A 21,932-nucleotide genomic window follows, 5' to 3' on the forward strand; every position below is an offset into this window, starting at 1 on the left:
CCGAGGGAGCGCTTTTTTATTGCCCGCTGCCCTGCTCAGTCCTCGTCGCAGTGCTTGGGCGCGCCCGGGTAGTCGCCATTGTTGTACTCGTCCAGCACGCTTGCCCAGGAGCGCTGCAGCTGGCACGCGCCGCGTACACACGTGCCCGGCGTGGCGCTGCCGAACCAGGTGCCGGCGGCCAGCACGATCGAACGCAGGCTGTTCGGCGCCGATGCGCCGGAGGCGATGTTCAGCACGGCCGCGATGTACTGGTGCGCGAGGATGAAGTAGGCGTCGCCGCGGGTCGGGCTGTCCAGCACCTGCTGCCAGCTCAGGCCGCTGCGGAAGAACGGCGCGTCGCGGTAGTAGCCCTTGGGCCAGACGACATCCGGCTTGTTGCCCCAATACCCCTGCGTGCGGACGCAGCCCTTGGGTGGGCAGGTGCAATCCGCCAGCAGCGCGTCCGCGGTGCCGCCTTCTGCCAGCAGCGCGCTGTCGCAGGTGCCGGCGCCAAGCTGAACGCGCACCGGTTCGCTGGCCAAGGCCGCTGTCGGGGCCGCCCCCACCCCGAGCAGGAGACCCGCGGCGAGGATGAGGCGGTGCGCAAGCTGCTTGAAGCCGATCTGTGTAGTCATGGTTTACTCCTGGAAATGGTTGGCGGTCCCGACCGTCAGGCCCCCATGATGCGCGTGCATACGAGCTCAGCATTTGCGTCAACTCAGCGACGCAAGCGCTTGATTTCAGGACATATTTTTCCTATCGGAACTCCAAGGCATCCACTTCGGACGCCTCCTACGGCCGCGCGGAGCGTGCGCCTATTCAGGCATTTGCCAGAGCAACTAAGATCATCAGCAAGGACAACCGAACAGGAGACCAGCATGAGCAGCGAACAACGCACCCAGCATGGACCAGCACTCGACGGTGGCCGTGAAGGCCCGGCCGACACCATGGGCTTGCCAGGCGGCGCCGGCGCCGATCAGTCCACCGAGGCGGTGTGGCGCTACCAGGTGCCACCGCCGGGCAGCGGTACGGGCGCCGACCAATCGAACGCAGGTCACTACACGCCGAATGCGGCTGGCCACGGTGGCGGTATCGTCGAGGCGCCGGCCGAGAGCAACGTCAACGCAGCGGGGCGTCCGCTCAGCGGCGCCGGCAGCGCCACCGATCCAGAGCCAGGCACCATCGGCGGCATCGAGGCCAGCAGGAAAGCCCAGGCCACGGGCGGCGCGGCTGGCGGCCCTCCTGACGATGGGGCCAGCAATGCGGACGGCAACATGAGCGGCTCCGCCGGCACCGACCGCAGCTAACTCCGCCATCTGCTCCGGGCGCTTCCTCCATAGCGCCCGTTTTTTCCCTTGACGGCTACTATCGGGCCGTTTGATCCACAGGAGGACGACATGGACAAGGAACAAGCGAAAGCAGCACCCGCCAGCCAGGACGGCAAGAACGCCTCCCAGGGCGGACTGTGGCAGTACGAGGTGCCGCCCCAGGACCCGGGCGCAGGCAGCGTGCAATCGAACGCGGGCCATTACACGGGCGGCGCCCATGGCGGCGACAGCCAGCAGGGCGACTTCCTGAAGTCGCCGCCGGAGGCGAATGCGATGCCCCCGGGCGCACCGCAGACCAGCCGCGGCAGCGCCGGGCAAGGCGGCGCGGATCCGCAGACCCAGCCGATGCCGGGCGCCGGCGGCGGTAGCGGTGGTGCCGGCCTCGTCCCTGAACCTGGGGGCGCCGGTGCGGGCGGCGGCGGGGCCGCGGACGACGCCGGCGGCACTGGCGGCGCCGGCGGCGGCCAACCTGCCCCGGTCGGCAACGGTACGCCGGACCAGCCTGTCTGGGCGACCTGACCCGTTCCACCATGAAAAAAGCGCCTCCGCGGAGGCGCTCTTTGTCGTTGGCTCAGCCGATCAGCCGACCCACTTGCGCGCGTTGCGGAACATGCGCATCCACGGCGACTCGTCCGGCCAGCCGCTAGGGGCCCACGAGTGCACGGCGGTGCGGAACACGCGCTCGGCGTGCGGCATCATCGCGGTGAAGCGGCCGTCTTCGGTAGTGACCGCGGTCAGGCCGCCCGGCGAACCGTTCGGGTTGAACGGATAGGTTTCGGTCGCCTGGCCGCGGTTGTCGACGTAGCGCAGCGACTTCACCACTGCATTGACGTCGCCGGTCAGCGAAAAGTCGGCAAAGCCTTCGCCGTGGGCAATTGCCAGCGGCGCATGGGTGCCGGCCATGCCGTCGAAGAAGATCGACGGCGAGTCCAGCACCTCGACCATGCCGAAGCGCGCTTCGAACTGCTCCGACTTGTTGCGGGTGAACTTCGGCCACGCCTGCGCGCCCGGGATGATCGACTTCAGGTTGCTCAGCATCTGGCAGCCGTTGCACACGCCCAGGCCGAAGGTGTCCTGGCGCGCAAAGAAGGCGGCAAATTGATCCGACAGCTGCGGGTTGAACAGGATGGTCTTGGCCCAGCCCTCACCCGCGCCCAGCACGTCGCCATACGAGAAGCCGCCGACGGCGATCACGCCGTGGAAGTCCGCCAGCTTGGCGCGGCCCGCGATCAGGTCGCTCATGTGCACGTCGACGGCGGCAAAGCCGGCCTGGTGCATGACCCAGGCGGTCTCGATGTGCGAGTTCACGCCCTGCTCGCGCAGGATCGCCACGCGCGGACGCACACCCGTCGCAATGAAGGGCGCGGCCACGTTGTCGCTCAGGTCGAAGGTCAGCTTCGGCGACAGGCCCGGGTCGCTTTCGTCCAGCAGGCGCTCGTATTCCTGGTCGGCGCAGTCCGGGTTGTCGCGCAGGCGCGCGATGCGCCAGCTGGTCTCGCTCCACAGGCGGTGCAGGCTGCTGCGCTTCTCGCTGTAGATGAGCTTGGCGTCGCGGGTGAATTCGATCACGCCGCGGTCGTTCAGCTTGCCGATGATGTGGCTGCAAGCGCCCAGGCCGAGTTCGCGCAGCACGGCCATCACGGCCTGCTTGTCCTCCGCGCGCACCTGCAGCACCGCGCCCAGCTCTTCGCTGAACAGCGCGCGCAGGGTCATCTCGTTGCGGCGCTCGCCCACCTGGGTGGTCCAGTTCTTGGCATCGCCCCAGTCGGAAGCGTGCTCGCCTTCCATGGTCAGGATGTCGAGGTTGACCGACACGCCGGCGCGGCCGGCGAAGGCCATCTCACAGAGCGTCGCGAACAGGCCGCCGTCCGAACGGTCGTGGTAGGCCAGCAGCTTGCCTTCCTTGTTGAGGCGCTGCACGGCATTGAAGAAGGCCTTCAGGTCGTCGGCCGAATCCACGTCCGGGACGCTGTCGCCGATCTGCTGGAACACCTGCGCCAGGCTTGATGCACCCAGGCGGTTCTTGCCGCGGCCGAGGTCGACCAGCACCAGGGCGGTGTCGCCCAGATCCGTGCGCAGCTGCGGGGTCAGCGAACGGCGCACGTCCGGCACCGATGCGAAGGACGACACGATCAGGGACACCGGCGAGATTACCGACTTGTCGGCGCCCTCGTCGTTCCAGGTGGTGCGCATGGACAGCGAATCCTTGCCGACCGGGATCGACACGCCCAGCGCCGGGCACAGCTCCATGCCGACCGCCTTGACGGTGTCGAAAAGCGCGGCGTCCTGGCCCGGCTGGCCGCAGGCGGCCATCCAGTTGGCCGACAGCTTGATGTCGCCGATCTGGTCGATCGCGGCGGCGGCGATGTTGGTGATCGCCTCGCCCACGGCCATGCGGCCCGAGGCGGCGGCGTCGATCACGGCCAGCGGGGTACGCTCGCCCATCGCCATCGCTTCGCCCACGAAGCCTTCATAGGACATGGCGGTGACGGCGCAGTCGGCCACCGGCACCTGCCACGGGCCGACCATCTGGTCGCGCACGGTCATGCCGCCCACGCTACGGTCGCCGATGGTGATCAGGAAGGACTTGTCGGCCACGGTCGGGTTCAAGAGGACGCGGCGCGCCGCTTCCTCGAGCGCGATGCCGGTGAGAATGATGGCCGGGAAGTCATACTTGACGTGCGCGACGTCGCGCAGCATCTTGGGCGGCTTGCCGAGCAGGACGTCCATCGGCATGTCGACCGGGCTATTACCTGCCTGCGGGTCGATCACGCGCAGCTGGCGCTCTTCGGTGGCGGTGCCGACGACTGCGTAGGGGCAACGCTCGCGCTCGCATAGCGATGCAAATTTATCAAGGTCCATCGGCGAAATCGCCAACACATATCGCTCTTGCGACTCGTTTGACCAAATTTCCTTCGGCGCCATGCCACTCTCCTCGAGGGGCACCTTGCGCAGGTCGAACAGCGCGCCGCGCTTGGCGTCGTTGACGATTTCCGGGAAGGCGTTCGACAGGCCGCCGGCGCCAACGTCGTGGATCGAGATGATCGGGTTGTCCGCGCCCATCTGCCAGCAGCCGTTGATGACTTCCTGGGCCCGGCGTTCCATCTCCGGGTTGCCGCGCTGGACCGAGTCGAAGTCCAGGTCGGCGGTATTGGTGCCGGTGGCCATCGAGGACGCGGCCGAGCCGCCCATGCCGATGCGCATGCCCGGGCCGCCCAGCTGGATCAGGAGGCTGCCGACCGGGATCTCGTCCTTGTGGGTGTGCTCTGCTGCGATGTTGCCGATGCCGCCGGCGATCATGATCGGCTTGTGGTAGCCGTACACGTTGCCGGCCGCGCCCACGTTCTGCTCGTAGGAACGGAAGTAACCGCCCAGCACCGGCCGGCCGAACTCGTTGCTGAAGGCGGCGCCGCCGATCGGGCCGTCGATCATGATCTGCAGCGGCGAGGCGATGCGCTCCGGCTTGCCGTAGACCGTGTCCACGCGGCCGTTTTCGCCGGCGGTGACGTCGCTCGCGTTCTCCCACGGACGCTGGGCGTCCGGCAGCAGCAGGTTCGACACCGTGAAGCCGGTCAGGCCGGCCTTCGGCTTGGCGCCGCGCCCTGTCGCGCCCTCGTCGCGGATCTCGCCGCCGGCGCCGGTGGAGGCGCCCGGGAACGGCGAGATCGCGGTCGGGTGATTGTGGGTTTCGACCTTCATCAGGATGTGGGTCAGCTCCGTCGACGCGCCGTATTCCTGCCCGAGGCGCGGGAAGAAGCGGGTCACGCTGGCGCCCTCGATGATCGAGGAGTTGTCGCTGTAGGCGACCACGGTGCCGCGCGGGTTCAGCTGGTGGGTGTTCTTGATCATGCCGAACAGCGACTTGTCCTGCTTGACGCCGTCGATGATCCAATCGGCGTTGAAGATCTTGTGGCGGCAGTGTTCGCTGTTCGCCTGGGCGAACATCATCAGCTCGACGTCGGTCGGGTTGCGCTGCGCCTTGGTGAAGGCGTCGTGCAGGTAGTCGATCTCGTCGACCGACATCGCCAGGCCCAATTCAAGGTTGGCGCGCACCAGCGCCTCGCGGCCCTGCCCGATCACATCGACGGTCTCGAGCGGACGGCCTTCGAGTTCGTCGAACAGGCGCTGCGCCTCGTCGGCGCTGCGCAGCACGGTCTCGGTCATGCGGTCGTGCAGCAGCGCGGCGACGGCGGCAAGCTCCTGCTCGCCCAGCTTTTTCGGCGCGCCAATGCCGGTGCCGAGGATGCCGCCCTTGAGCACGACGGTATAGCCGACGCCGCGCTCGATGCGGTGCACGTGCTGCATGCCGCAGTTGTGGGCGATGTCGGTGGCCTTCGAGGCCCACGGCGAGATCGTGCCCAGGCGCGGAATGACGAAGAACTCCTCGGTCACGCCCTCGTACAGCGTCTGCGCCGCAGGCTCGCCATAGGTGAGCATGGCCGACAGGCGCTCGGTGTCTTCGACGCCTAGCTGCGCGCTGGCGTCGATGAAGTGATAGAAGCGGGCCTGGACTGCGGCAATCGATGGTGCGACGGCTTGGAGTTGCGACAGGAGGCGTTGGCTACGGAAGGCGGACAGGGCGTTGGAACCCGGCAGAATCAACATGGCTGAGAAGTTGGTTGATGCAGCGTCGCTGCTTGGGTGGAAGATAGCCCGCTATTATACAGGCTCACCAAGCAGCGTTGCATTCCTACCAGTCCAAACCTTGTAGAACGGACATTTCTTGATCCTGCAGGAACTTATCGGTATTGTAAGCAGAACATCATTAAAACGAGGTGCGCGGGCACCGCACAGGAACGGAAGCGAGATGCAAGAGAACGCCAACCTCACGGTACTGATCGTCGACCCCAACCAGGGCATGCGCGGCAGCCTGCAGAACATGCTGAACCAGGCCGGGATCACCAGAATCGAGTCGGCGGTCAATGCCGGCACCGCGATCAAGCAGCTCGCCAAGCGCGGCTACGACATCATCCTGTGCGAGTACGACCTGGGCGGCCCCCAGGGGGACGGCCAGGACGGCCAGCAGCTGCTGGAAGACCTGCGCCACCACCGCCTGATCACGGCATCGACCATCTTCATCATGCTCACGTCGGAAGGCGTGTACGACAAGGTCGTCAGCGCCGCCGAACTGACGCCGACCGACTACGTGCTCAAGCCCTTCACGGTGGACATGCTGAGCAGCCGCATCAAGCGCGCGCTGGAGCGCCGCAGCGCCCTGCTCCCGGTCTGGCAGCTGGCCGCGCAGGGAAAACCAGTGGAGGCCATCCGCGCCTGCGCCACCGCGGCGATTGCCAGCCCGCGCTATGCGCTCGACTTCCTGCGCCTGAAGGCCGAGCTGCACGTCGCCAGCGGCGAACACGCCCAGGCCGGGGCGATCTACCGCGAGGTGCTGGCCGAGCGTCCGCTGGGCTGGGCCGGCCTTGGCCTGGCGCGCACCATGCTCGCGCAAGGCCAGGTGGAAGATGCGCGCGATACGCTGGCGGCGCTGGTGCAGGCCAATCCGCGCCTGATGGCGGCCTACGACCTGCTGGCGCGCTGCCACGAGCAGCTGGGCAGCAGCCTCGATGCGCAGAAAGTGCTGGAAGAAGCCGTGTCGATCTCCCCGCACATGGTGCGCCGCCTGCGTAAACTGGGCGAAGTCGCGCTGGAGAACGGCGATGCCGAGGCCGCGGAGAAATCCTTCAAGCAGGTAGTGAGCAAGGCGCGCTACTCGGAATTTCGCAATCCCGAAGACCACGTCAACCTGGTCAAGGCAATGGTCACGCGCGGCGACGTCGCAGGCGCCGGCGGCGTGATCCGCGACCTGGAGCGCTCGATGCGCGGCAACGCCAACGTCGATGCCTGCAAGGCCTATTCCAGCGCCCTGCTCCTGGAAAAGATGGGCAAGGTCAGCGCCGCCGTGGCCGAACTCTCGAACGCCGTCAGCGCGGCGCGCACCAGCAGCGGACTGTCGCCGAACCTGAAGATCGGCCTGGCGCAGGCCTGCCTGGAACACCAGATGGACGAGCAGGCCTCGAACGTCATGATGAGCGTGATGGGCGACGCCTCCAGCCAGGTGACGGTGGACCAGGCGATGAACGTATTCGTGCGCGCCGGCCGCCCGGACCTGGCCGACGGCATGGGCCAGCAGCTGCGCGCCCAGGCGCAGATCCTGCTCGGCGTGGCGGACGAGAAGCGCAACATGGGCGACGTGCGCGGCGCGGTGCAGACCTTGCTGGAGGCGCTGCACATGGCGCCTGGCAACCTGCAGGTGATGGTGGCGGTGGCTGGCGGCATCCTGCGCCAGGTCAACGAGCTGGGGTGGGACCATGCGCTCGGCGAGGTGGCGAGCGAGCAGATCGAGCGCTTGAGGGCGATGGATGCGGGGCATCCGCGCCTCGCCGCGCTGACCGAGGAACTGCAGCAGGCCAAGCGCAAGTACGGGATGTCGACCTAGCCACCCGGCGTCGATCGCGCCGCCCGTCCTTGCAAGGCTGCGCGTCGAAAAGCGGACGCCGCCGATTCACATAATGTGTTTTCTGCCAGCAGTACAACACCAATATTCGAACAAGCGTACACATGACGAAACCATCCAGTCCAGCTCCACAGAACGGTCAACCCGAGGCAGATCCGGTGCAGGCAGCTCAGCAGGAGTCCGAATCCCCGAACGAAGCACAAGGAGTGGTCGACAAGGCGAATGAAAAGCCCCAGGCCGATCCCGCGGTCGAACCTGAGCTCAAACCCGAGCCAAAGACCGACGTCGAGGCCGCCCCTGAACCCGAGCTTGCACCTGCGACTGAATCGCCGCCTGCAGGTGAAGGAAAATCCGCGAAGGACAAGGCCCCGGAGAGCGCGCCGAAGGACAAGAAGGCGCAGGACGACGCGAAAGCGGCGCGTGAAAAGCAGGAGAAAGAAGCCAAGGATCGGCGTTCGCAAGTGCGCAAAGCGGTCCAGATTCCCGCACCTGAAATCAATAAACCTCCCCCCAAGGCCTCCACGCAACCCGGCGTGGCGAAGCACGATTTCGCCCAGGGGTCGCAGGTCAATATATTCGAGAACAACGCGAAACTTCAGAGTTCGCCGGACTTCTTCGATCTCAATCCCGTACAGCGCGAGGACCTTCTCGGCAGGATCGGATTCTACAAGGGGATCGTGATCGACCACAGCCTTTCCAATCCGGTGGAAACTGGGTTTAGGGAAGTGCTCCAGCGGCAAGCACCGGGAACCGGCGCCGGTGCGCAACAGAATGCGGTCGCCAATCCCCTCTATCGGAAACCGAACTTCTCGGGCTACTACGAAAATTACTACAGCTCCTCGGAATCCTTGCATCAGGTCCAGAAGAACGGTGTCGTGGACATCAAGTCCTCGCTGAACGTGGTCGGCGGAAAGGCCGTATCGGTCGGCGTCGGTATCTCCGGAGCGTATTACGATGCGCAGGGTTCCACTGACGCGGCAATCAAGAAGAAACTGTACATCACCGCCAACTTCCTGCTGCCCAAGGTCGAGTTGTCCTTCGACGATTCGCGCCCTTGTGCAAGTGCAGAATTCGAAGCGGCGTGTGAGCAAGCGCTATCTGCCGACACGGAAAAAGGCCGTTTTACCGCCCTGGTGTCGATCCTCGGTAAATTTGGCCAGTTTGTGGCGACCCAAACCCTCGTGGGTGGCCGATTGTTCGCTACCGACGTCAAGGAATTCACCGGCAACGAATCCGAATCGGACGTGGCAAGCAGGTACGCGGGTCGCCTCAAGGTCAGCGCTGAATCGGTCACGGCCTCGTTCGATTCCGACACCAGCGTCGAGCGCAGCAAGGAAACGAACAGTCGCGGGAACGACAAGGACGAGAAACAGAGCCACACGATTCAGGCAGTTGGCGGCGAAGGCGCTGTCGTCGAGAATGCGGGCCAGTGGGCGGAGTCCCTGTACGATTATCGGCGATGGTCGGCGGTGCAACGGGAAAAGCTGATCCCGAGTATCGACGTGCTGAGCAAGGATCTGAGTTTGCGCGCCTGGAATACCTTGAAGGCTTTCGCCGCGAAAAACTCGGCAATGCAGCTGATTGAAGAATACAAGGTGTACTTCCTGTTCTACGGAGACTACGACGTCAAGGTTGGCCGGCTGACCAGAAGCGACATCGTCATTTTCAAGAACAATAATAGCCAGCACTACTTGGCCATGGTGGGGGAAACGCCGCAAAACGGAGGCGTCACCGGAAAGCCATTCGATTGGGCCTACCAGTTCCTCTGGCGTGTTACACCGAATGGAAACATCGTCAGCGCCATCCCCGTCAATACCGGCTTCCCCGGCCATGAAAAGACGGTCGACTTTGCACTCACCGTCCTGGGCGGCCTAACTGACAAGGACGGAAAACCACCAGAAACCCTGGAGGTCGGCTTGCGCGAACTGGGAAGCGCGAAGTATCAAACCTGGGAGTTCACAGGCCGCGGCGAACTCCGGAACCCTGCGTTCGGATCCGCGTACGCACTTGCCATGCCGCTGGACGACAAGCCGGTGCTGAAACGGGTTCAGGGCGACAACGACAAACCGACGTTCTGGAGCACGCAGCGGGCAATGCCTGCGGATATGGAAAAGATCGAGGCGCGTCAAGTCTTCGGTAAACTGAGGCATCCGAGCGGGCTGGTGCTTGCAATCGACGGCTACGAGGACAACACGAGATCCTTCGTGCTTTCAGACCGGCGCCGCGTGTTGCTGCAACCGGAAAATGGCGGCAAGCACCAGTTGTGGCACCTGAGGTCCGACGACGGCGTGATCGTCTCGGCATTGTCAATCTCGAGCAATAGCGCGTCGACGCCGGGAGATGTCTATCTCGCCCAGTTGGCGGATAAATCGATCGCCGCCCTGGCGCAGGACGCTAACGCGAAGACCTTCAAGACCGACGGCAAGGGCCTGGCTTGTACGGCCGATGACGCGAACCAGCCCATGTATCTGAGTGCCGCCGTCGACGCCGACATCTCGGGTCAGCGCGTGGAGCCGGTCCTTGATGAGCGCGGGGCCTTGACATTCGAGCTGCTGCCAGCCGGCACCCGCCCCATCACCTATTCCGTCGGTCTCACCACGCAGACCTCGGCCCAGTGCGAGCGCATGAAGACCGTCGACAAGCGGGAACTGAAGGTCGATGGCTACTTGACCGGAATCGAATTCATTCTCGAGGAGCGGGGCAAGGGCAGGATCAGTCTGAATGAGTATTCCCGCATGAGGATGCGCATTTCTGTCATGCGAGAGAACGGTGCAGACACGGTGGAACGGAAGGATGAGTCGGACAAGGACGCGGTCGACCGCGATTTTCTTTGCGACGAAGACGGCGCCTGCGACGTCGATGTCGACGGGCGCTTCCTGCTGTTGCCGGAGGATCCGATCTATTCGATCCGCCTGCGCATCCATGTGTCGCCATCGGCGAAGCGGCGGCTCGCATTCGAATATCAAAAAGTCGAAAACGGCCCCTGGATCGGCCTCTCGGACGACAACCAGGGCGCAAAGCGCCTGGACGTGAAGGATATCGCCGTGGGCTACGGGCTCGACGCGGAAACCAGGAATGGGACCAAGGTGCTGGGTGTGGCCCTGGCGTATGACTCGTCCGCCCAGTTGCTCAGGCCTAAGCTGTTGCGCAGGCTCATCGGCTGAGGCGGTCCGGGGCATGCAGTCCGCATGCCCCGGACGCTCGGGCGCTATGTGGCGCCATAGCCTCCGCCGCCGGGCGTCTCGATCACGAACAGGTCGCCTGGCTCCATCCCGACCTTGCCGATGTGTCCCAGGGTCTCGACCGTCCCGTCGGCGCGCAGCACGGTATTGCGCCCGCGCTCGCCCGTTGCGCCGCCGGCCATGCCGAAGGGCGCATGGATGCGGTTGTTCGACAGGATTGCCGCCGTCATCGGCTCCAGGAAGCGCACTTTGCGGGTGCCGCCATTGCCGCCATGCCAGCGCCCTGCCCCACCGGAGCCGTGCCGGATCTCGTAGCTCTCCAGCCGCACCGGGAAGCGGAACTCCAGGATTTCCGGATCGGTCAGCCGCGAGTTGGTCATGTTGGTCTGCACCACGTCGGTGCCAATGAAACCTTCGCCCGCCCCGGAGCCGCCCGAGATGGTCTCGTAGTACTGGTAGCGCGCGTTCCCGAAGGTGAAGTTGTTCATCGTGCCCTGACTGGCGGCCATCACGCCCAGGGCGCCGTACAACGCGTTGGTGATGCAGGTGGAGGTCTCGACGTTCCCCGAGACCACCGAGGCCGGATAGTGGGGATTGAGCATCGAGCCCGGCGGGATGATCACCTTCAGCGGTTTCAGACAGCCGGCATTGAGCGGAATCTCGTCGTCGACCAGGGTGCGGAATACGTACAGCACCGCCGCCATGCACACGCTTGATGGCGCATTGAAGTTGTTGGGTAGCTGGCCGGAGGTGCCCGTAAAATCGATCTCGGCGCTGCGGCTGGCGCGATCGACACGGATCGCCACCTCGATGCGCGCGCCGTTGTCGAGCTCATAGCTGTACTGGCCGTCCTTCAGCGCCGAGATCACGCGGCGCACGGCTTCCTCGGCGTTGTCCTGAACGTGGCCCATGTAGGCACGCACCACATCGAGCCCGAAGTGCGCCACCATCTTGTGCAGTTCCTCGACGCCCTTCTGGTTTGCCGCCACCTGGGCGCGCAGGTCGGCCATGTTCTGGTCCGGATTGCGCGCCGGGTAGCGCGCCCCCGTCAACAGCGCCCGCGCCTCCTGCTCGCGCAGCACCCCGTCCGCACCGTCGACCAGCTTGAAGTTGTCGATCAAAACGCCTTCCTGCTCGATGTGATCCGAGTCCGGCGGCATCGAACCCGGCGTGGTGCCGCCGATGTCCGCGTGGTGGCCGCGCGAGCCGACGTAGAACAGGATCTCCATGCCCGCTTCATCGAAGACCGGCGAGATCACGGTCACGTCCGGCAGGTGGGTCCCGCCGTTGTAGGGGTCGTTCAGCACATAGACGTCGCCCGCCTTCATGCGGCCGGCGTTCTTGCGCATTACGGCCTTGATGCTCTCGCCCATCGAGCCCAGGTGCACCGGCATGTGCGGGGCATTGGCCACCAGGTTGCCGTCCGCATCGAAGATCGCGCAGCTGAAGTCGAGGCGCTCCTTGATGTTCACCGAATAGGCCGTGTTCTGCAGGCGCAGGCCCATCTGCTCGGCGATCGACATGAACAGGTTGTTGAAGATTTCGAGCATCACTGGATCGGCCGTGGTGCCGATCGCGCGGCGTTCCGGCAGCGCTTCGACGCGGCGCAAGACAAGGTGATTGTGCGGCGTGACCTGCGCCTGCCAGCCCGGTTCGACCACGGTCGTCGCATTCGCCTCGGCGATGATCGCCGGTCCCCGCACGATGTCACCGGGCCCGATGGCGCCGCGCAGGAACACGCCGGTGTCGCGCCAGGCGCCGCCGCTGAACATCCGGACCGTCTCGCCCGGCGCCGGCTGCGCGCCGCCCGACACCGCCTGCGCGGCCGCCTCGGCCGGCGCGTCGGAATGCCCGATCGCCTCCACCGACACCGCCTCGACTACCAGACCGCGCGAGGGCATCAGGAAGGAATAGCGGCGCTTGTACGCCGCCTCAAACGCGGCCTGCATGGTGTCGATCTGGCCGAAAGGCACGACGATGGCCGAATCGGTGCCTTCGTAGCGCAGGTGCACCCGCTGCACCAGTTCGATGCGGCCGGGCGCCACGCCCTGCCCCAGCAGCTGGTCGCGAGCGCTGGCGCCAAGCGGCTCGAGGCGCGCCGCGAGCGCATCAACGCCGGCATCGCGCAGGCGCAGCTCGACCGCCTGCTCGCGCATCACGGTCTGGTCGGCCAGGCCCATGCCGTAGGCCGACAACACGCCGGCGAGCGCATGGATGAACACCGTCTTCATGCCCAGCGCGTCGGCCACCAGGCAGGCATGCTGGCCGCCGGCGCCGCCGAAGCTGGTCAGCGCATATTCCGTCACGTCGTGGCCGCGCTGCACCGAGATTTGCTTGATGGCGTTGGCCATGTTGCCAACCGCGATCTGGATGAAGCCCTCGGCTACCGCTTCCGGCGCGGGCGTGCTGCCCGTTGCCTGCCCGATGTGCTCCGCCAGCGCGGCGAAGCCTGCGCGCACGGCGTCCAGGTCGAGCGCTTCGTCCCCGCCTTTGCCGAACAGGCGCGGGAAGTGGCGCGGCTGGATCTTGCCGAGCATGAGGTTGCAGTCGGTGACCGCCAAGGGCCCGCCGCGGCGGTAGCTGGCCGGGCCCGGATTGGCGCCGGCGCTGTCGGGACCCACGCGGTAGCGGGTGCCGTCGAAATGCAGGATCGAACCGCCGCCCGCGGCCACCGTGTGGATGCTCATCATCGGCGCGCGCATGCGCACGCCGGCGACCTGGGTCTCGAACACGCGCTCGAACTCGCCCGAGAAATGCGAAACGTCTGTCGAGGTGCCGCCCATGTCGAAGCCGATGACGCGCTCGAAACCGGCTGCTTGGCTCGCGCGCACCATACCGACGATGCCGCCGGCGGGGCCCGACAGGATGCTGTCCTTGCCCTGGAAGGCGCGCGCATCGGTCAAACCGCCGCTGGACTGCATGAACTGCAGGTTCACGCCCGGCAGCTCGCCGGCGACCTGGTCGACGTAGCGGCGCAGGATGGGCGACAGGTAGGCGTCGACCACGGTAGTGTCGCCGCGCGCCACCAGCTTCATCAGGGGGCTGACCTCGTGCGATGCCGAGATTTGCGTGTAGCCGATCTCGCGCGCGATGCGCGCTGTCGCTGCTTCATGCTCCGTGTAGCGGTAGCCGTGCATGAACACGATGGCGATCGAGCGCAGGCCGCGGTCAAAGGCCTGCTGAAGCGCGGCCCGGGTGGCGGCTTCGTCCAGCGGCTGCACGGTCTCGCCGTGCGCGCCCATGCGCTCGTCGATTTCAATAACCTCCGCGTACAGCAGCTCGGGCAGCACGATGTGGCGGTCGAACAGGCGCGGCCGGTTCTGGTAGGCGATGCGCAAGGCGTCGCGAAAGCCCCGGGTGATTGCCAGCACGGTCGGTTCGCCCTTGCGCTCGAGCAGCGCATTGGTGGCGACGGTCGTGCCCATCTTGACCGCCTCCACCTGCGCGACCGGCACCGCCTCGTCCTTCGCTACGCCCAGCAGGTGGCGGATGCCGGCCACGGCTGCGTCGCGGTACTGTTCGGGGTTCTCGGACAGCAGCTTGTGGGTGAGCAGCTGGCCGTCGGGCCTGCGCGCCACGATGTCGGTGAAGGTGCCGCCGCGATCGATCCAGAACTGCCAGTCCATGTACAACCTCCCTTGCCACGCGATCCAAAACGCCTATTGTAGTCCGGGCGCGCGACTGTTTTGGCCAAAATGCATGACAATAGGATCATGGACAATCCCCTCTATACCGTCGCGCAGCTGCGCGAGATCGAACGGGCTGCCTATGCGGAGCTCGAACCTGGAACCTTGATGCGCCGGGCCGGCGAAGCGGCCGCGAAGTATGCGCTCGAACTGCTGGGCGACAAGCGCGACCTGCCCGTCTTGCTGCTGGCCGGCCCCGGCAACAACGGCGGCGATGCGCTGGAGATGGCGGCCGTCCTTGCCGACGCAGGCGTCGATGCGACCGTGCTCTACCCGCCCGGCCAGCGCGAGACCTCGGACGAGGCCGCGAGCGCGCACGAACGCGCACGCGACGGCACGGTCGGCTTCATCGACATGCTGCCCCCTGGTGCGCAGTGGGGCCTGGTGGTCGACGGCCTGTTCGGCATCGGCCTGACGCGCCCGATCGAGGGCGAGTACCGCGCGCTGGTGGCTTCGCTCGACGAAGTGCGCTGCCCGATCCTGGCGCTGGACGTGCCGAGCGGACTCGACGCCGACACCGGCGCCGTGATCGGCCCCGACGGCATCGCGGTGCGGGCGACCCACACCATCACCTTCCTGGGCGACAAGCCGGGCCTGCACACGGCCGATGGGCGCGACCATGCGGGCCAGGTGCGGGTCGAGCCGCTCGGCGTCGCACCAAGTCTGCTCCCGGCGCCCGCCGCCCGCCTCGGGTCGGCCGACAGCTTTGCGCAGCACCTGGCGGCGCGCCGCCACAACACCCACAAGGGCAGCTTCGGCGACGTCGCCGTCATCGGCGGCGCCCACGGCATGGCCGGCGCCCCGGTGCTGGCCGCACGCGGCGCCCTGTTTGCCGGCGCCGGCCGGACCTTTGTCGCGATGATCGATCCCGGGCCGGGCTACGACAGCGTGCAGCCCGAGATCATGTTCCGGCTGGCCGACGAGTTCGAGTTCGACAAGCGCACGCTGGTGATCGGCCCCGGCATGGGCGGCTCGGCCAGCGCGATGCGCCTGCTGGCCAGGGCCCTGGACAGCGACTGCCCGCTGGTGATCGATGCCGATGCGATCACCCTGATCGGCGCCAGTCCCGACCTGTTGAAACGCCTGGCACAAAGAAGCAGCCCGGCCGTGCTCACGCCCCACCCTTTGGAGGCCGCGCGCCTGCTCGGCATGACGGCGCCCGGCATCCAGGCCGACCGCCTGGCGGCCGCACGCGAGATCGCTGTGCGCAGCAATGCGGCGGTGATCCTCAAGGGTTCGGGCTCGGTGATCACGCGCCCGGATGGGGCGATACTCATCAACCCTACCGGCAATGCCGGCCTGGCGACGGCCGGCAGCGGCGACGTGCTGGCGGGGATCTGCGGTGCGCTGCTGGCGCAGGGCTGGCCGGCATGGGAGGCGGCGGCAGGCAGCGCCTGGATTCATGGCACCGCGGCGGACCTGCTGGTCGCGCACGGGGTCGGTCCGATCGGCATGACGGCCGGCGAGCTGCCGGCCGCGGCGCGGGCCGTGCTGAACCTGCTGGTGGCCGAGAAGCTGGTGTGACGTAGGGTGGACAGGGAAATGGTGGGCAATGCTCGCCATTGCGCCCACGCGGTGATAGACAGTAGCAAGATCATCGAGCGCGAGAGCGGAGCCACTCCGTATCGCCGCGTGGGCGGGAGACCCGCCCACCCTACGGATTCAGGCCAGGCGCCCGGCGGCGATGGTGATGGTACGGCCGCAGCGCGCGGCCATGGCCGGGTCGTGCGTCACCAGCACCAGGGTCGAGCCGCGCTCGCGGTTCAGTTCGAACATCAACTGAATGATCGCTTCGCCGGTGGCGGCGTCCAGGCTGCCGGTCGGCTCGTCGGCGAACAGCAGCGGCGGTTCGGTGACAAAGGCACGGGCCAGGGCCACGCGCTGCTGCTCGCCGCCCGACAGGTACTTGGGATAGTGGCGCAAGCGGCTGGACAGGCCCACGCGTCCCAGCATGGCCTCGGCTTTGGCGCGGGCATCATTGTCGCCACGCAGTTCCAGCGGCAACATCACGTTTTCCACGGCATTCAGGTGGGCCAGCAACTGGAAAGACTGGAACACGAAGCCCAGCTTGGCCTTGCGGAAGGCGGCGCGCCCATCCTCGTCGAGCGCGAAAATGTCGGTACCGTCGAGCAGGACCTTGCCGCTCGATGGCGTATCCAGGCCGGCAAGCAGGCCCAGCAAGGTCGACTTGCCCGAGCCGGAGGCACCGACGAGCGCGAGCGTCTCGGCCGGTTGCACGGTAAAATCGATGTTTTGCAGGATGGAGAGTTCGCCGCTGGCATCCGCCACCCGCTTCGACAGGCCGCTGACCGCGATTGCCGCCGGCCGGCCTGGCGCTGCAGCGTCGGCCGTCATACCATTCTTGAACACCTCGGGGTTATCACGCATGCTAGCCATTCTTAAAAAGTTGTCTCTCGTCTTCATCGTGACGCTGGCCGCGTCGGGCAGCGCCTATTCTGCACCAAAAACCATCCTCGTGTTGGGCGACAGCCTCTCGGCCGAGTACGGCATCGCGCGCGGCGCCGGCTGGGTCGCCCTGCTTGAACAAAAGCTCAAGGCCGAAAACATCCCGGCCAAGGTCGTCAACGCCAGCATCAGCGGCGAGACCACGATCGGCGGACGTACCCGCCTGCCGGCGCTGCTCGACCAGCACAAGCCGAACATCGTCGTGATCGAACTGGGCGCCAACGACGGCCTGCGCGGCCTGCCCGTGGCCTCGGCCGAAGGCAACCTGCGCGCCATGGTCGACATGGCGCAAAAGAAGAATGCGAAGGTGATGCTGGTGGGGATGCGCATGCCGCCGAACTATGGGCGCGCCTACACCGAAAGCTTTTTTAACATGTTCAAGAAGATTTCAAGCGACACCAAATCGCCGCTGGTGCCCTTCATGCTGGACGGCGTGGCCGACAAGCCGTCCCTGTTCCAGCAGGACCGCATGCACCCGACCGCTGCCGCCCACCCCATCATCCTGAACAACATCTGGCCGCAGTTCGCGCCACTCGTGAAAAAATAATGAAATACCCAGCCGTCCTGAACTTCGCCGACATCCTTCCCGAACTCGATACCTTCGACGCCATCATCGACGCGCGCAGCGAGTCGGAATATGCGCTCGACCGCATCCCCGGCGCGATCAATGCGCCCGTTCTCGACGACGAGCAGCGCGTGCGCGTCGGCACCCTGTACAAGCAGGTCGGCGCCTTCGAGGCGAAGAAGGTGGGCGCGCCGCTGGTGGCCGCCAACATCGCGCGCCATATCGAGGCCCTGTGGGCGGACAAGCCGCGCGACTGGAAGCCGCTGGTGTACTGCTGGCGCGGCGGCAACCGCAGCGGCTCGATGGCGCACATCCTGGCCAAGATCGGCTGGCCGGTAGTGCAGCTCGACGGCGGCTACAAGGCCTACCGCGCGCATGTGGCAAGCGCGCTGGAGAACCCGCCGCAACTGGATTTCCGTGTCGTGTGCGGCACCACGGGCAGCGGCAAGAGCCGCCTGCTGGAGACCCTCGACCGCATCGGCGCGCAGGTGCTCGACCTGGAGAAGCTGGCGGCGCACCGCGGCTCGGTGCTGGGCCACCTGCCGGACGAGCCGCAGCCGAGCCAGAAGATGTTCGAGAGCCAGGTCTGGGACAAACTGCGGCACTTCGATCCGTCCCGTCCCGTGTTCGTGGAATCCGAGAGCAAGAAGGTCGGCAACCTGCGCGTGCCGGACGCGGTCATGGCAGGCATGCGCGCCTCGCCCTGCATCTCGCTCTCGCTGTCGCGCGAGAACCGGGTGCGGCTCCTGATGGAAGACTACGAGCACTTCTGCAAGAACCCGGACGCGCTCACTGGGCAGCTGGCCCACCTGGTGCAGCTGCACGGCAACGACAAGATCAAGGCCTGGCGCGACATGGCCAACAGCGGCGCCATGGCCGAGCTGGTCGACCAGCTGCTGGTGGAGCACTACGATCCAGCCTACCTGCGCTCGATCGACCGGAATTTCGTGCAGTTTCCGAAAGCGGAGGTGCTGGAGTTGAACGACATTGCCGAGCAAGATTTCGTGGCGGCCGCGCAGCGCTTGCACGCGGCTTGAGTTCCCGTTTTTTTCTTTATTTCGTTAGCGGTTGATCCGTCATCCCGGCGCAGGCCGGGATCCAATTTTGCCTGCACGTCCACGAGCGCTGGCGTTCTCACTATTCGTGGGAATTGGATTCCGGCCTTCGCCGGAATGACGTGCTAAAGCTAGCGGCTAATGCGAGCTGCGGCAAGAAGCAAATTTCCAAGAAAACAAAAAGCCCGGCTGCTCACACAGCCGGGCTTTTTTGCATCCTACCTGTCAACCGCGATCACTCGCCTTCCGGCTTGGCGCCCAGCTGCGACGCGTTCACGTTGATCTTGGCCTTGGCCTTGGTCTTGAGCGCCTCGACATAGTTGAACAGCTCTGCCTGTCCCACCAGGCCCGAGATTTGCTGCGCTTCCTGCTTGCGGCGGTTCACGTCCGGGTTGGCCGGCTGCGACACCTTGTTGATGCGATACACGCCGTAGCCCTGGCCCGGAATCTCCACGCCGACGTAGGCTGGCAGCTTGGTCGCATCCGCCTTCAGCACCGCGATCGCAGCCGTGGTGTTGATGGTCGGTTCCTTGGTGCGGGTCACGACTTGCGGCGCGCCGAAGCCGGTCGCATCGCCCGACGCCTTGGCGGCGGCCAGCTTCTGCTCGCCAGCGGCTTTGGCCAGGCGCGATGCTTCTTCCAGCGTGACGCGCTGGCGGATCATGGCGTCGACTTCAGCCAGCGGGCGCTTGGTGGCCGGCTTGAACTCGACCACGCGGCCCGAGATCAGCACGCTCGGCGACACTTCCACGGCTTCGGTGTTGCGCTTGTTCTTGACGGAGTCAGTACCGAACAGTGCGGCCAGGAACTTCTCGTTGTTGAACGGGGCCTCGCCCAGCTGCGGATTCGGCTTGCGGGTCAGGCCGTCGACAGTCTGGATCTTCAGACCCAGCTTGTCGGCCACCGGCTTCAGGCTCTCCGACTGCTCGTAAACCATGTTGGTGAAGGTCTCGGCCATTTCCGAATAACGCTTCGACATCTTCTGCTTCTTCAGGTCGGCGGCGATGTCATCCTTCGCGGCTTCGAGCGGCTTCTGTGCGGCCGGCTTGAGCGAGGTGAGCTTGATGATGTGGTAGCCGAACTCCGACTGCACCACGCCGCTCACTTCGCCTTCCTTGAGCGCATAGATCGCGTCTTCCACCGGCTTCACGAACGTGCCCTTCTCAACCACGCCGAGGTCGCCGCCGGCCTGGGCCGAGCCCTGGTCCTGCGACTGCGCCTTGGCGATCTCGGCGAAGTTCGCCGGGTTCTTGCGCACTTCAAGCAGCACCGCCTCGGCCTTGGCCTTCGCTGCAGCCTGCTCGGCCGGTTTGGCGTCGCGGCTGGCGTTGATCAGGATGTGGCTCGCGGTACGCTGCTCTGGCGTGGTGTAGCTCTTGAGGTTCTTGTTGTAGTAGTCGCTGACTTCGGCGTCGCTGACCTGCACCTGGCTCTCCACCGCGACGGCGTCGAACACGACGTACTCGGCCTTCACCTGCTCGGGGATGGTGAACAGCTGGGCGTTCTTGTCGTAGTAGGCCTTGACCATCGCGTCGGTGACCTTCACCTGCGGCAGGTACTGCGCGACCGGGAACAGCATTTCCTGGACTTCGCGTTCCTGGTCGCTGATGCTCGACAGGCGCTCGCTCACCGAACGCGGCGCGAACGCGGTGCCCTGGATCGAGCCGGTCAGCTGCTCCAGGGTCAGGTCGCGGCGCAGGCGCTGGTCGAACATCGCCGGGGTCATGCCCTGGGCTGCCAGCGCTTGCTTGTACTGCTCCATGTCGAAGCTGCCGTCCGGCTTGCGGAACTGCTGGTACTCGCCGATCTTCCTGGCCAGCGCGGCGTCGCCCACGGTCATGTGGCTGCGCGCGAGCTCGGCGTTGATGGCGCGTTCGGCCACCAGGTTGTTCAGGATCGCCTGCTTGGCTTCCGGCGTCTCGAACATCTTCTGGTCGAACTGCGGGCCCATCATCTGGCGCGCCTGGTCGATCTGGCGGCGCTGGGCTTCTTCCCACTCCTGCTGGGTGACCTTCTGGCCGGCCACGGTCGCCACGCCGGCAGCGGCGTCGCCACGGTCCTGGTAGCTCTCGACACCGACTAACACGAACGAAGGCACGATCAGGACGAGCAGCAGGCCCTGCATCACGCGCTTGTTGTTACGGACAAAATCAAACATGGTCAGCCATTCAAGGTTGATAATGCTCTAGAACCTATCCCAGTAGGCGGGAGTCGCTGCTGCCGCGCCTGGCAAGCGGGGGCGGCGTTGCTCGTCGTTGCATGGCGAGCCATGCGGCCTCCTCGCGCCTTGCCCGCGCTTGCCATGCATCGGCATCTGCTTCCCCCCACCCACTGGGATAGGTTCTTCACAGCACAAGTTAAAAAAAAAGGCGAACTCGCGTTCGCCCCTTCTTGTCTCCCTCGGCATCGTCGGACACCTCGGGCAATACTGAATTCTGGCGGAGCGGACGGGGCTCGCCCACGTACCGCGGGCCGCGGATTCCCTTGCAAGGGAATCCCTTCTTGCCCAATCCGTGTTCCCCGCAGGGGGAACACTTCTCTCCTAGTATTCTGGCGGAGCGGACGGGGCTCGAACCCGCGACCCCCGGCGTGACAGGCCGGTATTCTAACCAACTGAACTACCGCTCCAGACTAATGTGGTGAATGTTGGCGGAGCGGACGGGGCTCGAACCCGCGACCCCCGGCGTGACAGGCCGGTATTCTAACCAACTGAACTACCGCTCCAACAAAAACACGACATCGCATTACCCTTGCAGGTAGTGCCTCTGCGTGTCACCGCAGAGAAGGCATTAGTTTACAGCATCTTTCAGAGCTTTACCAGCCTTAAATTTCGGAACCTTTGCAGCTGCAATCTTGATCGGTTCCTTGGTGCGCGGATCGCGGCCGGTGCGGGCAGCGCGTTCGCCCACGGTGAAGGTGCCGAAGCCGACCAGCGTGACGCTGTCGTTCTTCTTCAGGGACTCGGTCACGGCTCCGATCATGGCGTCGAGAGCACGCGTCGCCGAGGCCTTGGTAATGTCCGCGGACTTCGCGATTTCTTCGATCAGTTCTGTCTTGTTCACTCTAACCCTCGTGTATACGTTGGACGCCGGGGCGCCTTCCTGCAAAAGTGCAAGCCGGTATTAAACAAGGGCAACATTGGTCTGTCAAGCAACATCCGTGGTGAATAGCACCGCTTGTTCCCATATCGTACGTTCCGCACAAAAAAACAGGCGCC

At 65.6% G+C, this 21,932-nt stretch carries 13 protein-coding genes and 2 tRNA genes; 7 read left to right on the top strand and 8 right to left on the bottom strand.

Translation table 11 applies throughout. The features are described from left to right. Positions 1-35: 35 nt before the first annotated feature. On the bottom strand, positions 36-614 hold the full coding sequence (locus ACK6C6_RS11440; protein ID WP_409267429.1) for a hypothetical protein: 579 nt from the start codon (positions 612-614) through the stop codon (positions 36-38). 243 nt (positions 615-857) lie between these two features. Between ACK6C6_RS11440 and ACK6C6_RS11445 the strand changes: the two genes are divergently transcribed. Together ACK6C6_RS11445 and ACK6C6_RS11450 are read left to right on the top strand one after the other, a co-directional pair. Then, entirely contained in the window at positions 858-1,286 is a 429-nt protein-coding gene (locus ACK6C6_RS11445) for a hypothetical protein (protein ID WP_409267430.1), read from the top strand. Positions 1,287-1,376: 90 nt separating this feature from the next. After that, positions 1,377-1,826 (top strand): hypothetical protein, encoded by a 450-nt coding sequence (locus ACK6C6_RS11450; RefSeq protein WP_409267431.1) that lies wholly within the window; start codon positions 1,377-1,379, stop codon positions 1,824-1,826. A 60-nt stretch (positions 1,827-1,886) separates the two neighbouring features. Here ACK6C6_RS11450 and purL read toward each other — a convergent pair whose 3' ends face one another. After that, positions 1,887-5,912 carry a phosphoribosylformylglycinamidine synthase gene (purL, locus tag ACK6C6_RS11455; protein WP_409267432.1) on the bottom strand — a complete coding sequence of 1,342 codons (4,026 nt, stop codon included), beginning with the start codon at positions 5,910-5,912 and terminating at the stop codon, positions 1,887-1,889. A gap of 202 nt (positions 5,913-6,114) precedes the next feature. Between purL and ACK6C6_RS11460 the strand changes: the two genes are divergently transcribed. Both ACK6C6_RS11460 and ACK6C6_RS11465 read left to right on the top strand, forming a co-directional pair. Continuing rightward, positions 6,115-7,743 (top strand): tetratricopeptide repeat protein, encoded by a 1,629-nt coding sequence (locus ACK6C6_RS11460; protein ID WP_409267433.1) that lies wholly within the window; start codon positions 6,115-6,117, stop codon positions 7,741-7,743. Positions 7,744-7,865: 122 nt separating this feature from the next. Beyond that, a complete protein-coding gene (locus tag ACK6C6_RS11465) occupies positions 7,866-10,925 on the top strand; it encodes a hypothetical protein (protein ID WP_409267434.1) in 3,060 nt (1,019 codons plus the stop codon). 44 nt (positions 10,926-10,969) lie between these two features. Here the strand turns inward: ACK6C6_RS11465 and ACK6C6_RS11470 are convergent, their stop codons facing one another. Further along, a complete protein-coding gene (locus ACK6C6_RS11470; RefSeq protein ID WP_409267435.1) occupies positions 10,970-14,569 on the bottom strand; it encodes a hydantoinase B/oxoprolinase family protein in 3,600 nt (1,199 codons plus the stop codon). 87 nt (positions 14,570-14,656) lie between these two features. Between ACK6C6_RS11470 and ACK6C6_RS11475 the strand changes: the two genes are divergently transcribed. Then, complete coding sequence (locus ACK6C6_RS11475) at positions 14,657-16,153, top strand: NAD(P)H-hydrate dehydratase (protein ID WP_409267436.1); 1,497 nt, start codon at positions 14,657-14,659, stop codon at positions 16,151-16,153. Between the two features lie 138 nt (positions 16,154-16,291). Here the strand turns inward: ACK6C6_RS11475 and ACK6C6_RS11480 are convergent, their stop codons facing one another. Next, positions 16,292-16,984: an ABC transporter ATP-binding protein gene (locus tag ACK6C6_RS11480; protein WP_409268266.1), complete on the bottom strand. Its 693-nt coding sequence runs from the start codon at positions 16,982-16,984 to the stop codon at positions 16,292-16,294. Positions 16,985-17,015: 31 nt separating this feature from the next. Here ACK6C6_RS11480 and ACK6C6_RS11485 point away from each other — a divergent pair, with 31 nt between their 5' ends. Beyond that, positions 17,016-17,642 (top strand): arylesterase, encoded by a 627-nt coding sequence (locus ACK6C6_RS11485; protein ID WP_409267437.1) that lies wholly within the window; start codon positions 17,016-17,018, stop codon positions 17,640-17,642. Then, the gene (gene mnmH / locus ACK6C6_RS11490) at positions 17,642-18,697 is read left to right on the top strand and encodes a tRNA 2-selenouridine(34) synthase MnmH (protein ID WP_209586735.1); all 1,056 of its coding nucleotides are present in this window, start codon (positions 17,642-17,644) and stop codon (positions 18,695-18,697) included. The genes ACK6C6_RS11485 and mnmH overlap by 1 nt, the downstream gene beginning before the upstream one ends. Before the next feature lie 253 nt (positions 18,698-18,950). On the opposite strand, the gene ACK6C6_RS11495 is transcribed toward mnmH, so the two are convergent. The 4 genes from ACK6C6_RS11495 to ACK6C6_RS11510 all read right to left on the bottom strand — a co-directional run bounded on the left by ACK6C6_RS11495 (position 18,951) and on the right by ACK6C6_RS11510 (position 21,822). Then, complete coding sequence (locus tag ACK6C6_RS11495) at positions 18,951-20,873, bottom strand: SurA N-terminal domain-containing protein (protein ID WP_409267438.1); 1,923 nt, start codon at positions 20,871-20,873, stop codon at positions 18,951-18,953. A 393-nt stretch (positions 20,874-21,266) separates the two neighbouring features. Beyond that, positions 21,267-21,343: transfer RNA gene (locus ACK6C6_RS11500), tRNA-Asp, on the bottom strand. 19 nt (positions 21,344-21,362) lie between these two features. After that, positions 21,363-21,439, bottom strand: a tRNA-Asp gene (locus ACK6C6_RS11505). A 65-nt stretch (positions 21,440-21,504) separates the two neighbouring features. Continuing rightward, positions 21,505-21,822, bottom strand: coding sequence for an HU family DNA-binding protein (locus ACK6C6_RS11510; protein ID WP_161783926.1), 318 nt, complete (start codon positions 21,820-21,822; stop codon positions 21,505-21,507). Between the last annotated feature and the right edge of the window lie 110 nt (positions 21,823-21,932).

The organism is Massilia sp. BHUDP2, assembly GCF_046236355.1.
In the GTDB taxonomy this organism is placed as follows: Bacteria; Pseudomonadota; Gammaproteobacteria; order Burkholderiales; family Burkholderiaceae_D; genus Telluria; species Telluria varians.

Excerpts from the sequence above, each read along its gene's own strand:
- ACK6C6_RS11440 (WP_409267429.1), bottom strand. The coding sequence starts at position 614 with ATGACTACACAGATCGGCTTCAAGCAGCTTGCGCACCGCCTCATCCTC.
- ACK6C6_RS11445 (WP_409267430.1), top strand. The coding sequence starts at position 858 with ATGAGCAGCGAACAACGCACCCAGCATGGACCAGCACTCGACGGTGGC.
- ACK6C6_RS11450 (WP_409267431.1), top strand. The coding sequence starts at position 1,377 with ATGGACAAGGAACAAGCGAAAGCAGCACCCGCCAGCCAGGACGGCAAG.
- purL (WP_409267432.1), bottom strand. The coding sequence starts at position 5,912 with ATGTTGATTCTGCCGGGTTCCAACGCCCTGTCCGCCTTCCGTAGCCAA.
- ACK6C6_RS11460 (WP_409267433.1), top strand. The coding sequence starts at position 6,115 with ATGCAAGAGAACGCCAACCTCACGGTACTGATCGTCGACCCCAACCAG.
- ACK6C6_RS11465 (WP_409267434.1), top strand. The coding sequence starts at position 7,866 with ATGACGAAACCATCCAGTCCAGCTCCACAGAACGGTCAACCCGAGGCA.
- ACK6C6_RS11470 (WP_409267435.1), bottom strand. The coding sequence starts at position 14,569 with ATGGACTGGCAGTTCTGGATCGATCGCGGCGGCACCTTCACCGACATC.
- ACK6C6_RS11475 (WP_409267436.1), top strand. The coding sequence starts at position 14,657 with ATGGACAATCCCCTCTATACCGTCGCGCAGCTGCGCGAGATCGAACGG.
- ACK6C6_RS11480 (WP_409268266.1), bottom strand. The coding sequence starts at position 16,984 with ATGACGGCCGACGCTGCAGCGCCAGGCCGGCCGGCGGCAATCGCGGTC.
- ACK6C6_RS11485 (WP_409267437.1), top strand. The coding sequence starts at position 17,016 with ATGCTAGCCATTCTTAAAAAGTTGTCTCTCGTCTTCATCGTGACGCTG.
- mnmH (WP_209586735.1), top strand. The coding sequence starts at position 17,642 with ATGAAATACCCAGCCGTCCTGAACTTCGCCGACATCCTTCCCGAACTC.
- ACK6C6_RS11495 (WP_409267438.1), bottom strand. The coding sequence starts at position 20,873 with ATGTTTGATTTTGTCCGTAACAACAAGCGCGTGATGCAGGGCCTGCTG.